Below are 17,277 nucleotides of genomic sequence, written 5' to 3' on the forward strand. Positions count from 1 at the left end.
TAGTAACCTCTACTTGTTATTACCATATTTTTTGTGTCATTTTTTTTGCATAAAAATATGAGCTATTATGATTTTACTCATGATATTAGTATAAAAAGTTTTTATGTATTTTCTGGTAAAAGTATGTTGACTTTTACAACAAATGAGTTATAGTTTAAATGTGATCAATAAAACACAACGATCACAAACAATGAAGAAAAATTAGTTAATTTTCAGGAGAAAACAAATGATCATTTCTAATTTAAATTACTTGGAAAATAGTTCTGAAGAAATCTTTGGTGGCTCTCTCGTTAACATCCATAACACATTCACAACCACCAAGAAAGTTACGGCTAACGTTAAGCAAACCTTCGTTAATACCGTTACAAATAGCTTGGGTGATGTAACTAGAAACGTAGCTGAAGTAGTTGTTAAAGCTGATGCTACTGGCAAAGACACCTTCATAAGCGTTATTTTTGGCGCTCAAACCGAAGGAAATCGCTCTCAATCTTTCGCTGACGTTCTTTCTATTGTTAAGTAATATCAAATCCGGTGAAATAAACAGACAAACGTTAGGGGCACAGGAGTGTTCCCTACAAATACCATCTGCAATCACCTGGATTTGATATAAAACTTGATGCAAGGGGATTAGCTGAAAGCTAAACCTAAAAACAAAAGCAGGTTAAAGAGAGTCTAATTTACTACTCACATTGGCGGTTAGAAACCGCGTCTACACAGACAAAACCCACATTTCTCTGCGTTCGCGGAGCGTGTCGTAGACAAACGCTAGGCGAACGCAGAGAAGTGCGGACAATGCTAGTGTAGTTGTCACCAACATTGCCCAAAACTTTTCAAACATCCTCTAAGGCTGACAAAGAATTATGCTGAAGTTTTAAAGGAAATGCTGACATGATTTGGGTTGCAATCATTTTGAACCAAGGGTTCCATAAAAATAACCGAAGAATCAAAATAAGATATATATTTGTGGAGTTATTTTAGAATCACTTGGTTAAGCCAATAATAAATAGGTGGTTTATTGTGTTTGTTGAATGCCAGTATGAATTAGAATTGCTAATTTATTAAAATGCTGTAAAGATGTTATCTTACAAAGATAACAGGGTTTTGAATATTTAGAATAGTATATAATTCCCATCGAATTTCTTGGTAGTAAACGATTGTTTATTGCCAAGATTTTTGTGTTTTATCCAGCGTTTTATTGATTAGTTTAATTTGATTTATTTGAGATATTGCATCATGTTTATTTATCAAAAATAATTGGAAAAATTGTTGACTTTTAGAGAAAGATATTTTATATTATGAATGTGGACAAAAACAAAGCGTCCACAAACAAATTACCAAAACAAGACTAGTTAATTTTCAGGAGAAAACAATGATTATTGCAGATATCAACTACTTAGAAGTTACTACCGAAGAAGTTGTTGGTGGTTTCAATTTCACCAAAACCTTGAGTTCCACCCAAAACAACAATATAAACTTTGGTAACACTAGCGTTATCAAAGAAGACACTAATATCAACAAGACAATTAAAGCTGACTCTACCATTAAAGGTACTTCAACTCTATTGTTGGTAGACGCTGAAGCTTTAGGTCCTAACAGTTTGGTTGAAGTTGAAGCTTCAAACTTAAGCATTGCTGGACAAATAGCTAGCATCGGTCTGAAGGTAGTTACTGCTGCTAACTAATAGCAACAGGCTAATTTAAAATCCACAAGGCGCGTCATTAGCGTTTAATTTCAAATAAAAGTTGCCCCAAGTGGGGGCAACTTTTATAAACATTAAACATCAGGATAATTTACATCTGGAAGTAAATTAGCCCTCAGAATAGAATTCTGGGGCTACACAAACCAAGCGTGATGTCGCCGACTTACAGCCTAGGTCTGTAGGCTTTGCTTGTATAGCCGCGATTTATAATCGCTCGGTATTTTTTTTGCAAAATAGGGATGCTCCCCCTACCTAGCTTGAAAATAAGACCCCACCCCTAACCCCTAAACGCAAGGGAGGAGTGGAATAATAAGTTTTTTTATGTTTTCTGGTGTACGCAGTTCATGATGGCTACTTAGATTACTCCTTTCCCGGTCTAAGATTACCTATAATTTTCCTTCTTCTCTACGTTCCCTATGGGACGCTACGCGAACGCGCCTTCCCTGCGGGACGCTCCGCGAATGCAGAAGCTCAAAATTATTTCCCTACGGGACGCTCCGCTAACGGTAATCTTCCAGCGGTTCGGGAGTAAGTGATGATAATTTATAATTTCAATGCTTGAAAGAGAGAGAAGACAACTCAATCTTTTAGAACTTAATTGTTATGAATAACGAAGATATTGTAGAATCTTTAGAAATCGAACCTGAGTTGGCTGTGGCTCAAAAAAACTTAGGAAATGCATTCCAACAACAGGGTCAGTTAGAAGAAGCAATTACCTGCTACCAGCAAGCTATAAAAATTAAACCTGACTATGTTGATGCTTATTACAACTTGGGAAATGCACTCCAACAACAGGGTCAGTTAGAAAAAGCCATTACCTGCTACCAGCAAGCTATAAAAATTAAACCTGACCATGTTAATGCTCATAGCAATTTGGGTAATGCACTCCAACAACAGGGTAAGTTAGAGCAAGCCATCCAGTCTTACCAGAAAGCCTTAGAAATCCAACCTGGACTGCCCTTAGTTTATAACAATTTAGGGACTGTATTTCAGCAACAGCAGAAGTGGAAAACAGCGATTAAATCATACCAAAAAGCATTAGAAATAAACCCAGATTTTGCCGAAGCTCATGACAATCTGGCTAATGCATTTTTAGAAGCAGGAGAGGTAGATCAAGCAGTCCAATCCTACCAGAAAGCATTAGCACTTAAACCAGATTTGGCTCAGGCTAAATTGGGTATTTGTATAAGTCAACTGCCAATTATTTATTCCAGCTTTGAGGAAATCCAACTTAGACGAAATAATTATCAACAACAGCTGGAAAATTTAGTTAGTTATTATCAATTAGCTAATACCCAAGACCGAGCTAATGCGGCGGAAGATGTAGGAACATTATTGCCTTTCTTTCTAGCATATCAAGGCTTAAATGACCGCGATTTGCAGCGAAGCTATGGGGAAATGATTTGTCAGATCATGGCAAGTCGCTATACCCAAAATTGCCAGCCTATTCCTCTTCCTAATTTAGCAAACAACGAAAAGATTCGTATTGGTCTGGTTTCTGGATATTTTCAACATCATTCTAATTGGAGAATTCCCATTAGGGGTTGGATAGAAAATCTGGATATAACTGAATTTGAGTTATTTGGATATTACACCAATGCAAAACGGGATCGGGAAACAGTAAAAGCCGCGAAAGCGTTTGACAAATTTATTCAAGGTCCTTTGCCAATTGAACAATGGTGTCATCTGATTGAGCAAGACAATTTACACGTTCTGATTTTTCCAGAACTGGGGATGGACACTACAACAGTTAAGCTTGGTTGCTTAAGATTGGCTCCGATTCAAATTACCTCTTGGGGACACCCAAATACTAGTGGTTTACCAACAATTGACTACTACTTGAGCAGTGACTTAATGGAACCCAAAAATGCTCAACAACATTACACCGAAAAATTGGTAAGATTGCCGAATCTATCTATCTATTACTCTCCTTTAGAAATTCAACCGGAAAGGATAGAAAAACAAGCAATCGGTCTGAAAGATAATGAAATTATGTTCTGGTGCTGCCAATCTTTATTTAAATATTTACCGCAGGATGATGATGTATTTCCTAGAATTGCTCAGGAGGTAGGTAATTGTAAATTTGTATTTATCAAATTTGCCAAAGGTGAATGGGTCACGGAAGTTTTTCGTCAGCGTCTCAGCCATGCTTTTGAGGAATTTGGATTCCACTATCAAGACTACTGCATATTTTTGTCTTCTTTGGAACCCCAAAAATTTGCAGGAGTGACAGCCATTGCAGATATCTTTTTGGATAGTATTGGTTGGTCGGGATGCAACTCTACCTTGGAAGCAATTCCCTACAACATTCCCATAGTTGCACTACCAGGAGAGTTGATGCGGGGTCGTCATACCACGGCAATTTTGCAGATGATGGGCATCGCAGAGATGATTGCTGCAAGTAAGGAGGATTATGTCAAAATTGCTGTGCGTCTCGCTCAAGATGCTGAATATCGCCGACACATCTCCCAGCAAATAGCGGATAATAAGCATAAATTATATAACGATCTCGAACCAATAAAAGCTCTGGAGGATTTTCTCCTCAATATCTTCCAGAAACAAAGGAGAACAAATATACCCACTGTTGCTGATGCCCTGCGGCTGGCGATGCAACATCACCAGTCTCATCGCCTCGACCAAGCTCAACAGTATTATCACCAAATTTTAGCACAACAGCCGGAACACCCAGAGGCATTGTATGGGTTAGGGATGCTAGCGCAGCAAAAGGGAGAGTTACAAGAGGCTGAGAAATTTTTAAGTACAGCTTCAAAAGTTCAACCTGATTCTGTCAAAATTTGGTTTACTTTGGGTAATTTGCGTCAACTTGATGGACAGTTACCAGCAGCCGAGGACGCTTACAAAAAAGCTATTGCTCTACGACCAGATGCAGCACCAATTTACAATAACCTCGGCTACACCCTGGAACAACAAGGTAAGTTAGAAGAGGCAATTAATTGCTATCAGAAAACTTTGGAATTGCAACCCAACTGCATTGAGGCAGATGTCAATTTAGGTAATGCACTCCATACCCAAGGTAAACTCTCAAAAAACAAACAAGCTCATTATGCAGAATTAAATCACAAATTGGGTCTTAATAGTAAAAATAACGGGAATTTACAAACTGCCGAGATTTACTTTCAAAAAGCCTTAGAACTCAATCCCAATTACGGGGAAGTTTAAACGAGTGGAGGAGAGATTAATGACAATTAACACCAGTTAAAGGCAAAAAATAGGGGCAATTATTTCTTGATTCCCAGTTTGACCAAAACGGGTTAATTAAAAGTTCAGCATAACAGGCATCGAAGAACTCTAAATTTTTCCAAGTTTGTAATATTTGAAATTTGAGGAGACAAATAATATGGCTTTGATTAGAGGAACCAGCGGAAATGATCCCAATCTGGTGGGTACTTCGGATGCTGATCAGATATACGGTCGCGCTGGAGATGATACCTTGACGGGATTGGGTGGAGACGACCTTCTTTATGGCGATGAGGGGAATGACTTTGTTGATGGAGGTGACGGCGATGACATCATTAGAGGGGGAAAACTAAGCTTCGGAACAGTCGGTGATAATGATACCCTCGTGGGAGGTGCAGGGAATGACAACATCTCTGGGGGTGAGGGCAATGATGTCATCTCAGGAGACCAAGCTTTTAACCTTTCTACTGGTGAAACTCCCGAGAGCAGTAACGATGGCAATGATTTTCTCGATGGTGGCAACGGTAATGACATCATTTCGGGGGGAGGTGGTAATGATACTCTAACTGGAGGAAACGACAAGGACGCTAATGACACTCTCTTAGGAGGCAGTGGCGATGATCTTCTGCTCGGTGGCTCTGGCGATGACATTTTGATCGGCGGTGCAGGAAATGACCTTGCTATCGGTAGCTCTGGTAATGATTTTTTCGATGGGGGCGAAGGCGATGACCGGCTCTTTGGGGGTCTTGGCAGTGACCGGATATTCGGGGGATTTGGTAATGATTCCATCTATGGTAGTCTTAGTCAGGAAGGTGATAATGGTGATGAAACTGTTGGCAATACTCTTATAGGGGAGAGTGGCAATGACTTTATCCTCACAGGTGACGGCAATGATCTGATCTATGGGGATCGGGATACCTCTGGAAGACCCGACGGCAATGACAACCTCTTTGGTAAAGGAGGTGAAGATACTATCTTTGGTGGTGGTGGCAATGATACTATCTCAGGAGGAGAGGGCAATGACCTCATTGATGGTGGCGATAATGATTTGAATTTTGTTTTTAATGACATTGATACCCGCCTTGGTGGCTTTGGAGGGAATGACCAACTCTTCGGAGGTAAGGGTAATGATACCGTGGTTGGTGGCTTCGGCAACGACACCCTTAATGGTCGTGGTGGACCTGGTGAGTACGATATATTAATCGGCGGTATCTTCCGTGATCGAGACGGCGACGGTAAACCAGAGTCATCCTTCAGCGAGACTAATTTTCTGAGGGCTAGAGGTCTCGGTAGATTCGATCCATTGACTTCAAAATCAGATACATTCGTTATTGGAGACAATGAGGTTAATTTTTATACTAGTGGTTCTGGTGGACAACTCCTTCTCAGCGATGGTTTTCTGTTAACTGGTTTTGAGGATCGCGCTGATATTTTTGACTTCCAGAATGGTGTAGATAAAATCCAGGTGAATAACCCAGATGCTCTGGTATTTTATGCCTTCAATGACGTAACAGGCACACCAACCACGCTGATTGGGGTTACAGTTAATAACAACTTTGAAGTGATTGCTCAGGTGTCAGGATTTAGTGCATCTAACATTAATTCTTTTGCTGCTGGTACTTTTATCACCCCGCCCACATAATGTCGCTAACCCTTCTTTCTAAGAAGGGGACTAAATATAAAGTTGCACATTGCGTGAAATTTGTAATATTGACTTATTTAAAAGTGCTGTTAGGTGAAAGAGCCATAATTACTAAACAAATAAAGAGTCTTAAGTAGGTCAGCGTAAATAAACCATACTGGTTATGGTCGTCATTTGTCATTTGTCATTGGGAAGCATTTCAGTCATATTTACGTGTCGTAATATAGTTTTGTTTTTTCGCGCCGACTTACTTAAGCGAATGCTATGGACTTATTAAATCTGGCTTTTAATTATTAAAAAATTAAGATCCAGATACTTTCGGCTTATATATATAACCTAATAAATTGGGGTTTTATATATTGAGATAATCTTATATATTTTTAGTAATTTAGCTAGAAAAATAATGTTCATTAAACACAAAATCGGATACAATAAAAATGTGGGGAATTAAAAAATAATTCCCCACACATAAACAAATTACCAAAAAAAAGTTAGCAATTCCCGGGATAGACTCCTATTTGAGTTGCCTCTGTTCTCCCAGAGCTAATTCAAATAGGCAGGATAGTTATTTATCCACTTTCTCCCTTGTCCTCCCGCTGACTTGTTTATTTTCTCTAACAAACAATAGTAGGTAGGACAATCATGGATCACTATCGAGTTGTAATTCAACGGATAGTTTCACACGATGGAAATATTATAGCCGAAACTACAAGTTTTGACAAGTCATCTGCCAATGATCAAGGTGATATTCGTCAAACAGTGTATGTAAGCGTTTCGGCAGGTAATAGCTCTAGGTGTCACGTCAAATCTAGCTGTAGTACATCACAATGCTCAAGCTAATAGACTTGTTCTCATTCAACGAGGAAACAATACCATGTCACTAGAAATTTTAGAAAAGGTCAAGAATTTCCTGATTAAACTAGTCAAGGATGAAGATTTTCGCACTCAATTAATGAGTGATAAAATCGAAGATATCAAAAAGGCTATGGCAGATGGGGGCTATAACTTTTCTCAAGCAGAATTTGAAACAGCCGCCATCAAAATATTGGAATTAAAAGAATCAGGCGAATTTGAAGACCTCAGCGAAGAGGAGTTAGTGGGAGCTTTTGGTGGTTTAACAACTATCTCTAAATTCAAAGGTCTTCAGCCAATGTATGGGGTTATTTATTGGCCTCCTGAAGAGTATCCAAAGCCACACCCAAAACCGTGGCCGCAACCACAACCCTTATATGGCATAGTCATTAATCCACTTGATCCGCCCGTACAGGCTTTATACGGAGTTGTTGCGCCAGAAGAACTACAATGATCAGATTCAACTAATTCATAATTCATAATTACCTGTTGGTGTCTAAATCACCAACAGGTGAAAACAGAAATTTTTCCCAATTCGTGGAAAGTTATGTCAATACGGTTCGGTTAAGCGCCGTAGTTGTTTTCTGGCTTTTAGCTTAAACCGATTGAAATCGGTTAAAAGCCTACCTAGTAAGCTTTTAGCTGAGTTTAGCTATGAGCAATCAATTTATTGCAGGGCGGGATTTTGGGCTTAACCGAACCGTATTGAAAGTTATGTTAATTATGGATTATAAATCATGAATCGAAAACTTTTTTTAGCAAATAAAACAATTGCCCTAGACATGACATTTTAGAAAAGGTCAAGAATTTCCTGATTAAACTAGTCAAAGATGAAGATTTTGGCACTCAATTAATGAGTGATAAAATCGAAGATATCAAAAAAAATATGGCAGATGGAGGCTATCACTTTTCTCAAGCAGAATGGGAAACAGTTGCCATCAAAATATTGGCATTAAAAGAATCAGGCGAATTTGAAGACCTCAGCGAAGAGGGATTTATTTAAGTAATCAGATGGAGAGTGAACTATGACATACCACCGTAAAAGCTACGCCGTTTGGGAAATTACTTTAAAATGCAACCTAGCCTGCAGTCACTGTGGTTCCCGCGCCGGACAGGAACGCACCAAAGAACTTTCCACAGAAGAAGCTTTGGATCTGGTAAGACAAATGGCAGAAGTGGGGATTAAAGAAGTTACCTTGATTGGTGGTGAAGCATTTTTGCGTCCAGACTGGCTAGAAATTGCCCAAGCGATTACTCAAGCGGGGATGCTTTGTGGTATGACAACTGGCGGCTATGGTATTTCCTTAGAAACTGCACAAAAAATGAAAGCAGCGGGAATTCGTACTGTCTCCGTTTCTATTGATGGTTTGGAGGAAACCCATGATCGGTTGCGGGGAAAAAAAGGTTCTTGGAAGTATGCGTTTAAAACCATGAGCCATCTGAGAGAAGTAGGTATTACTTTTGGTTGTAACACGCAAATTAACCGCCTCTCAGCGCCAGAGTTTCCTTCCATCTATGAATGCATTCGTGATGCTGGGGCCCGTGCTTGGCAAATTCAGATGACGGTACCAATGGGGAATGCAGCAGATAACGCAGACATTCTGCTCCAACCCTATGAACTGCTAGATATTTACCCGATGCTGGCTCGTGTTGTTCGCCGCGCCTACCGCGAAGGTGTCCAAGTCCAGGCGGGAAATAATATTGGTTACTACGGCCCTTATGAAAGGCTGTTGCGGGGACGAGGTAACGAGCATGAATTCTCATTTTGGCAAGGTTGCGGTGCTGGTCTTTCTACTTTGGGAATTGAAGCTGACGGCGCAATTAAAGGTTGTCCCTCATTACCGACTACGGCTTACACAGGTGGGAATATTCGCGATCGCTCTTTGCATGACATCATTGAAAATGCCCCAGAGTTGCGCTTGAATTTAGGCGCAGGAACAGCAGAAGGTACAAATCACTTGTGGGGCTTTTGTAAAACTTGCGAATTCGCCGAAATTTGCCGTGGGGGTTGCAGTTGGACTGCCCATGTTTTCTTTGATAAAAGAGGGAATAATCCTTACTGTCATTATCGCTCTCTTGTCCAAGCTGAACGTGGTTTGAGAGAACGTGTTGTTCCTAAAATCAAAGCACAAGGATTACCTTTTGACAATGGTGAGTTTGAGTTAATTGTTGAGCCTATAGATATACCTTTGCCAGAAAATGACCCATTACGCTTCAGTGCTGATAGCATTCAATGGTCGCAAAATTGGCAGGAAGAAGCAGAAAATTCTTACATCTTAGAGAGGTAATAAATGATGACAGAAAATTCAGCAAATGCCACAATTAAAACTGAAACAACAGGCTTAGAGTTATCGCCAGATGCATCAGAGAATATTGCTGTACTTCCGCGTTCAGCTTGGAAGAGTCAACTGACTTATTTAAAAGTCCTGTTAAAAGCAAAGCAAAGCCTGGATAAAAGCGAAACGCTCAATAGTGATAATTCTTAATTCATATTCCTTTCCCGGTCTAAGAGGCTGTTGGAAAAGTCCGCTTTCATGTGCCCTGGGGATGAGAAATCGCGGTTGATCTTGCACGCAAACAAAACCTACCGACCCAGGTGAGAAAAACCTTAATTTTGCGTTATACCAGGTTCGTGGAATTTGGAGGTCTTATGACTACACAAGCTACAGATTACCATGTAAATACTGCTGAAATGTTGCAAATAGCTGCCCAATATCAACGAGCTAGTCGCCTAGGGGAAGCTGAAAAATTATATCGTCAAATTCTGGAAACACAGCCAGACAACCCCGAAGCTTTATATAGAATGGGTACATTAGCGCAACAACAGGGACAAAGCAAAACTGCCGAAGAGTTTTTCAGTGCTGCTACCCAAATTCAGCCTGATTCTGCAACAATATGGTTTAGTTTGGGTAATTTACGTTTAGGACAAGGGCAATACGGGGAAGCTGCGATCGCTTATTGTCAAGCTCTAGCCCTGAAACCAAACTCCCTAGCAATTTACAACAATTTGGGTTATGCTCTGCAACAACAAGGATTATTTGCCCAAGCAATTAACTATTATCAAAAAGCTCTAGATTTAAAGCCTAATTTTGTGGAAGCAGAGGCGAATTTAGGCAATACACTACATGCTCAAGGACAGCTATCTCCTACAGAGCAATTGCATTATGCACAATTAAATTCTCAGCTAGGTCTTGCCAGAAAAAAAGCTGGTGATTTGGCAACATCTCTAGCTTATTACAAACAAGCAATTATTTTACAACCCGATTTTGTAGAAGCTCATTATCAGTTGGGGGTAGTGCTGCAAGCAAAAGGCGAATTAGAAGAGGCGATCGCCTGTTATCAAAAAGCCTTAGAACTCAATGTCAACTATGGAGAAGTTTACCTCAAGTTAGGTAAAATTTATCAACAAAAAAATCAATTAGCAGCAGCAGTTTCTGCCTATCGCCAAGGATTAAAGCTGATTAATCCTCACTATGCTCAAGCCATAGAAGTTCCTGAAGATGCAGAAATTTCTCAGCCGGTACCAATCACACCAGAAATTTCTCAAACTGAGGTAATTGTAGGGAAATATAATTTTCCTAGCATTCCTAAAGTAGTTGATAACCTAGGCGATCGCCCTTTTTGGAGTGTAGTCATAACTGTATATAATCGCATCGATTATCTACTTGAATGCCTTACCAGCGTCTTAGTACAATGGCAAGGAAAAGAGCAGATGGAAATCATCGTTATAGACGATTCCAGTAAAACGCCAATTTTTGAAATAGTCAATAGTATTGGCCAAGGCATAATCAGCTACTACCGCAATCCGCAAAATCTCGGTTTACCAGAAAATTGGAATGCAGGAATTGCTCTAACTCGTGGTCACTGGGTGCATTTACTTCACGACGATGATTATATCCTCCCTGGTTTTTATTCTCGGTTACAAGCAAGTCTAGAGGGGTGTGCAGATTCGATTGGCGCAGCTTTTACAGGTTATCAAAACATCAACGACAAAGGGGAAGTATTTTTTTGTCAACAAGTATATGGAGAACAGCGAGGAATAGCTGAAAATTGGCTACAACGTATTGGAGTTGCTAACTCCTTGAATATGCCTGCGGTAGTAATTCGCAGAGAAGCTCATGAACGATTGGGAGTATATCATTCTGAGTTGACATATACAAGTGATTGGGAACTTTATAAACGCATTGCTGTTAGTTACGATTGGTGGTATGAGCCAGAAATTTTGGCTAATTACCGCGAACATGGCAACAATATGACGAGCGAACTTTTATTATCTGGAAAGCAGATGATATCAATTCGCCGCGCAATTGAAATTTCCGACAGTTATTTCCCAACTCAACAGGGTGCTGAAATTACAGCAAAATCCCGCATTCATTATTTTAATTATTGTTTACAAATGGTCAAATCCCCTATTTTAGCAGGAAATTTAGCTGGGGCTTTGGTCATGTTGGAAGAAGCTTTGAAAATGGATCACAGCCCTGAAGCAGTGGCGAAATTATTTAATTGGTTAACATGGGAAGAAGCGACTCCTTTGCGTGATGAAATTGCTTCAAGGCTCATCTCCATGACTTTATGAAAGATTGTTTGACCAAAAGCTGAAATATTCTATTTTTGCACTAAAAAAATATGTCAATTAATCAGGTCGAGCATCCTAATATTACCTGGGAAAAACAAATCGCATCTTATCACCAAGCCTTAAAACTCAATCCCTATAATTGGGATATCTACACTCGCTTAGGTCAGATTTACCAACTTCAAAACCAGACCACAGAGGCGATTTCTGTGTATCGTCAGGGGTTGACGTTACTCAATCCCCATTACGCCAAAGCCGTAGCTGCTTACGAAGATTCTGGAATCAACCAAGAAATATTAGTTACTCCACCCATATCCCAAACTCAGGTGACTGTTGGCGCCTATGAGTTTCCACGGATTCCACCTGTAACAGACCCTGACAAACCTCGACCGTTTTGGACTGTGGTGATTCCGGTATATAACCGCACCGATTATATCCTCGAATGTCTAGCTAGCGTCTTGGTACAATGGACTGGGGCTGAGGATATGGAAATTCTGGTAATGGATAATGCCAGTACAGCACCTTTATTTGATCTAGTACACAGTATTGGTGGAGGAATAGTACGCTACTACAGACATCCGCAAAATATTGGAGTACTCCCAAATCACAATGCAGGTATTTGTCTCAGTCGCGGTCAGTGGATTCATATCCTACATGATGATGATTGTGTCCTTGAGGGCTTTTATGCCAATCTTCAGAAAAGTCTTCAAGGGTGTCCAGATTCCGTAGGAGCTGCTTTCGCAAATTTTGAATATTTCAATGAAAAAGGGGTATTAGTTGAAAAAGGGGAAGTGAGTTATTGGTTTGGAGACCATAAAGGTATCCCTCACAATTTTTTGCAGCAAATTGGTGTCACGTGTCCGTTCCAGGTACCTGCGGTTGTTATTCGTCGCCTCACTCATGAACAATTAGGAGGTTATTATCCGGAGTTAATTTGCGCTCCTGAATGGGAATTGTATAAACGCATTGCTGTTTTTTATGATTGGTGGTACGAACCAGAAAGTTTGGCTCGTTACCGTATACATTCTCACAGAATGACATCTAATGATTTATCATCTGGAATTCTGGCTTTGTCCATTCGCCAAGGGCTAGAGATTTCCGAGAGCTATATCCCTGCTGATCTTTATTCTCAGGTTCTCGCAGATGCTCGTATATATAACTTTAATTATTGTCTGAAACATGCCGCAATACCTCTCAAAACTGGTAATCTTGCTGGAGCTTTGCGGATGATTCAAGAAATTCTCAAAATCGATAGCTCTCCTGAATCTGTAGCCAAGTTATTTGTGTGGTTAACTCAAGAGGAAGTAGCTCCCCTCCGAGATGAGATTATTTCAAAGTTGTTTTCCCTCTCTGAAATTACAACCAATAAAAAATTAGTCAAAGCAGATTAAAATTAAAGGAGTACTCATGTCAAATTCATTCTGGCAAGGTCGTAACGTTTTAGTTACAGGATGTACAGGTATGTTAGGAAGCTGGATGACTCAAGAACTCTTAAACAGAGGAGCAAAAGTTGTCGGCTTAGTTCGAGATTGGGTGCCTCAGTCTAGACTATTTACAGAAGGATTATCTCAGAAAATCACAACCGTTTACGGACGGATAGAAGATTTAGAAGTATTGAAACGAGCAATTAATGAATATGAAATTGATACCGTATTTCATTTGGCTGCTCAAACTATAGTTAATTGGGCTAATCGTGAACCTTTAGCAACATTTGAAACCAATATCAAAGGAACCTGGAACTTACTGGAAGCTTGTAGTCAGATAGGAGGAGTAAATCGGATCATAGTCGCATCTAGCGATAAAGCTTATGGAAACCAAGAGATATTACCCTACTCTGAAACAGCACCACTTCAGGGAGCGCATCCCTACGATGTTTCCAAAAGTTGTGCGGATCTAATATGTCGTACTTACTATGTGAGCTACGGCTTACCAGTATGCGTGACTCGTTGTGGAAATCTCTATGGTGGTGGAGATTTAAACTTTAACAACATTGTGCCAGATACCATACGCTTGGCTTTGCAGGAAAAACCTGTTTTAATTCGCAGCGATGGCACCAATATTCGTGATTATTTTTACGTCAAAGACGGGGTTCATGCTTACTTACATCTTGCCGAACAAATGCATCGAAGTGAGATAGTTGGAGAAGCGTTTAATTTTAGCAATGAATTACAAATTTCAGTTTTGGAATTGGTAAATAAAATTTTAGCATTGATCAACAAGAGTTATCTTACACCTGTGATTTTAAATCAATCTCATAACGAAATAAAACATCAATATCTTTCGACACAAAAAGCTCAAAATCTTCTTGATTGGAAACCAATATATACCCTTGAACAGGGACTAATTGAAACCATTGAATGGTATCAAAGCTTTATTGATTATAAGCTGGAACTTGCGAAAAATTTCTAAATTAGTTTGCGGCGTTCAATAATTGTCAAATTTGCAAACTTTTCTGTAACAACTATATTATGCAAGATTCATCATTGGTAAAAACTCAAAATCACGATTTTGTAAATACATCACAATTGTTTTATAAAAACCCAAATCAAGGCGAATGTCTATTTTGTAGGACAAAATTACTTCACACATTCGTAGATTTGGGAATGTCTCCTCCCTGCGAAAGCTATCGCAAACCAGAACAGCACAATGAGATGGAAGCATTTTATCCACTCCATGCTTATGTCTGTGAAAAATGCCATTTAGTGCAACTGCAAGAGTATATTAATCCTGAAAATATCTTTAGCGAATACGCCTATTTTTCCTCCTACTCTGATAGCTGGTTAAAACATGCCAATAACTACGTTGATTTGGTAATAGGACGCTTTCAATTAAACCAAGATAGTCAGGTAATAGAAATTGCCAGTAATGATGGGTATTTGTTACAATATTTTGTAGAAATAGGCATCCCAGTATTGGGAATAGAACCTGCTGTTAATGTCGCTAAAGTAGCGATTAAAAAGGGGATTCCCACAGTTGTCAAGTTCTTTGGACAGGATACAGCACGGGAACTCGTTAGTCAGGGAAAACGAGCAGATTTATTATTGGGTAACAACGTCCTGGCTCATACGCCGTATCTCAATGATTTTGTCGCTGGGATGAAAATTATCCTCAAACCACATGGGGTAATTACTATGGAATTTCCCCATTTGATGCGATTAATGGCAGAAAATCAGTTTGATACTATTTACCATGAACACTTTTCTTATTTTTCTTTTATTACAGTAGACAAAGTTTTTAACACCCACCGTTTAACTATCTTTGATGTCGAAGAATTACCCACTCATGGTGGTTCTTTGAGAATTTATGCTCGTCATACTGAAAATTATTCCCAGCCAGTGAGTGAAAAAGTATTAGAACTGAAAGCTAGAGAAGAATCGGCTGGTTTTACAAACTTAGAAACATATTTTTCCTTTGGCGAACAAGTCAAAGAAACCAAACTTAAATTGCTTGATTTCTTAATTAAAGCTAAACGCGAAAGAAAATCCATTGTGGGTTACGGTGCGCCTGGTAAGGGAAATACTCTGTTAAATTACTGCGGTATCCGCACAGATTTTATTGATTATACAGTAGACCGTAATCCTTACAAACAAGGTCAATTTTTACCTGGGACTCACATTCCCATTTTTCATCCAGACAAAATTCAAGAAACTAAACCTGATTATGTGTTAATTTTGCCTTGGAATTTGCAGGACGAAATTATCACACAAATAGCCTATATTCGAGATTGGGGCGGTCAATTTGTTGTGCCAATTCCCGAAGTCAAGCTTTACTCTTAAATATTGTGTAAATTGTGTCAATTTTTTCATAAATTATTAACAATGTAGAGGTTAAAAATGAAAGTTGTTTTATTCTGTGGTGGTTTAGGAACCAGAATGAGGGAATATTCAGAGACTATCCCTAAGCCAATGATTAATATTGGTTATCGACCGATATTATGGCAGGTTATGAAATACTATGCTCACTATGGGCACAAAGATTTTATCTTGTGTTTGGGTTACAAGGCTGATTTAATTAAAAGCTATTTCTTAAATTATAATGAATGGCTATCCAATAATTTTACTTTGTCAAATGGCAGCGATATAAAATTATTTAATCGGGATATCCAAGATTGGAATATTACCTTTGTGGATACGGGGTTAACTGCAAATATTGGACAAAGATTTAAAGCAGTAGAAGAGTATCTCAAAGGAGAAGAAGTCTTTTTGGCTAACTACAGTGATGGACTGACAGACTTGCATCTACCTACTTATATTCAGGAATTTTATAAACGTGATAAAATAGGTAGCTTTTTGTGTGTTAGACCAAGCCAAACTTTTCATTTAGTCGATATCGATGAAAATGGTTTAGTTGAAGATATTAAGGATGTCAAACAAAGAGAGATTTGGATTAATGGAGGATATTTTCTCTTTAAAAAAGATATCTTTGAATATATTAATTATGGTGAAGAACTTGTTCTGGAGCCTTTTCAAAGACTAATTGCGATCAAAGAACTTATAGCTTACAAATATAAGGGCTTTTTTGGTGTTATGGATACGTTTAAAGAAAAGCAACAGTTGGATGATATGTATGCTCAAGGTGAAAGACCTTGGGAAGTATGGAGAGATAAAACACTAGAGGTAATTTCTAGATGATGCAACTTAGCTTGAGCAAAACCGATGAATCTGAGTATAAAATTCTCTGTCTGGGTGCCCATTGTGATGATATCGAGATTGGTTGTGGTGGCACAATTTTAAAGCTGATAGAAAATTATCAGAATATCATCATATATTGGGTTGTCTTTAGTTCCAATGAACAAAGAGCAGAGGAAGCAACTACAAGCGCCAATGTATTCTTAAAAGAAATACAGTCCAAAAAAGTTATCATTAAAAATTTCCGAGATGGCTTTTTACCTTTTCATGGAATCGAGGTGAAAGAATGCTTTGAGCAGTTGAAGCAGGAATTTTCACCAGATATCATTTTTACGCATTATCGAGATGATCGCCACCAAGATCATCGTTTAATTTCTGATTTTACTTGGAACACTTTTAGAAATCATTTAATCCTGGAATATGAGATTCCCAAGTATGACGGCGATTTGGGTATTCCCAATTTCTTTGTCCATCTAGATGAAGCCTTAACCCGCCGGAAAATTCAATACATTATGGATGCTTTTAAAACACAGCAAAATAAACAATGGTTTACGGAAGAAACTTTTCGGTCAATTCTGAGAATTCGCTCTATCGAGTCAAATTCACCGAACAATTATGCAGAAGCATTTTACTGTCGAAAAGTCATTTTATCATAAATTTATAAAATTTGGGAATAGGTTGAGTA

The 17,277-nt window shown here is 38.9% G+C and carries 14 protein-coding genes; 13 read left to right on the top strand and 1 reads right to left on the bottom strand.

The annotated features are described in order from the left end of the window. Positions 1–241: 241 nt before the first annotated feature. Positions 242–622: a hypothetical protein gene (locus HEQ19_17055; protein WYM00949.1), complete on the bottom strand. Its 381-nt coding sequence runs from the start codon at positions 620–622 to the stop codon at positions 242–244. Between the two features lie 747 nt (positions 623–1,369). On the opposite strand from HEQ19_17055, the gene HEQ19_17060 reads away from it, so the two are divergent. From HEQ19_17060 to HEQ19_17120, 13 genes are all read left to right on the top strand, one after another. Then, a complete protein-coding gene (locus tag HEQ19_17060) occupies positions 1,370–1,681 on the top strand; it encodes a hypothetical protein (protein WYM00950.1) in 312 nt (103 codons plus the stop codon). A gap of 621 nt (positions 1,682–2,302) precedes the next feature. Continuing rightward, the gene (locus HEQ19_17065; protein WYM00951.1) at positions 2,303–4,879 is read left to right on the top strand and encodes a tetratricopeptide repeat protein; all 2,577 of its coding nucleotides are present in this window, start codon (positions 2,303–2,305) and stop codon (positions 4,877–4,879) included. A 178-nt stretch (positions 4,880–5,057) separates the two neighbouring features. Continuing rightward, positions 5,058–6,539, top strand: a complete 1,482-nt coding sequence (locus HEQ19_17070) for a calcium-binding protein (protein WYM00952.1) — start codon at positions 5,058–5,060, stop codon at positions 6,537–6,539. An 874-nt stretch (positions 6,540–7,413) separates the two neighbouring features. Then, entirely contained in the window at positions 7,414–7,845 is a 432-nt protein-coding gene (locus tag HEQ19_17075; GenBank protein ID WYM00953.1) for a Nif11-like leader peptide family RiPP precursor, read from the top strand. A 399-nt stretch (positions 7,846–8,244) separates the two neighbouring features. Next, positions 8,245–8,394 (top strand): hypothetical protein, encoded by a 150-nt coding sequence (locus HEQ19_17080; GenBank protein WYM00954.1) that lies wholly within the window; start codon positions 8,245–8,247, stop codon positions 8,392–8,394. 22 nt (positions 8,395–8,416) lie between these two features. Further along, positions 8,417–9,679, top strand: coding sequence for a nif11-class peptide radical SAM maturase 3 (locus HEQ19_17085; GenBank protein ID WYM00955.1), 1,263 nt, complete (start codon positions 8,417–8,419; stop codon positions 9,677–9,679). 3 nt (positions 9,680–9,682) lie between these two features. Next, positions 9,683–9,877, top strand: a complete 195-nt coding sequence (locus HEQ19_17090) for a hypothetical protein (protein WYM03467.2) — start codon at positions 9,683–9,685, stop codon at positions 9,875–9,877. A gap of 164 nt (positions 9,878–10,041) precedes the next feature. Continuing rightward, entirely contained in the window at positions 10,042–11,967 is a 1,926-nt protein-coding gene (locus tag HEQ19_17095) for a tetratricopeptide repeat protein (GenBank protein ID WYM00956.1), read from the top strand. 50 nt (positions 11,968–12,017) lie between these two features. Beyond that, entirely contained in the window at positions 12,018–13,355 is a 1,338-nt protein-coding gene (locus HEQ19_17100; GenBank protein WYM00957.1) for a glycosyltransferase, read from the top strand. A gap of 16 nt (positions 13,356–13,371) precedes the next feature. After that, on the top strand, positions 13,372–14,373 hold the full coding sequence (locus tag HEQ19_17105) for a GDP-mannose 4,6-dehydratase (protein ID WYM00958.1): 1,002 nt from the start codon (positions 13,372–13,374) through the stop codon (positions 14,371–14,373). Between the two features lie 194 nt (positions 14,374–14,567). Then, positions 14,568–15,740, top strand: a complete 1,173-nt coding sequence (locus HEQ19_17110) for a class I SAM-dependent methyltransferase (protein ID WYM00959.2) — start codon at positions 14,568–14,570, stop codon at positions 15,738–15,740. A gap of 57 nt (positions 15,741–15,797) precedes the next feature. Then, positions 15,798–16,595 carry a sugar phosphate nucleotidyltransferase gene (locus tag HEQ19_17115; protein ID WYM00960.1) on the top strand — a complete coding sequence of 266 codons (798 nt, stop codon included), beginning with the start codon at positions 15,798–15,800 and terminating at the stop codon, positions 16,593–16,595. Then, positions 16,592–17,248 carry a PIG-L deacetylase family protein gene (locus HEQ19_17120; GenBank protein ID WYM00961.1) on the top strand — a complete coding sequence of 219 codons (657 nt, stop codon included), beginning with the start codon at positions 16,592–16,594 and terminating at the stop codon, positions 17,246–17,248. Before HEQ19_17115 ends, HEQ19_17120 begins: the two co-directional genes overlap by 4 nt. Positions 17,249–17,277 lie beyond the last annotated feature (29 nt).

The sequence above is a fragment of the Gloeotrichia echinulata CP02 genome (assembly GCA_038087035.1).
GTDB classification, from domain to species: domain Bacteria; phylum Cyanobacteriota; class Cyanobacteriia; order Cyanobacteriales; family Nostocaceae; genus Gloeotrichia; species Gloeotrichia echinulata.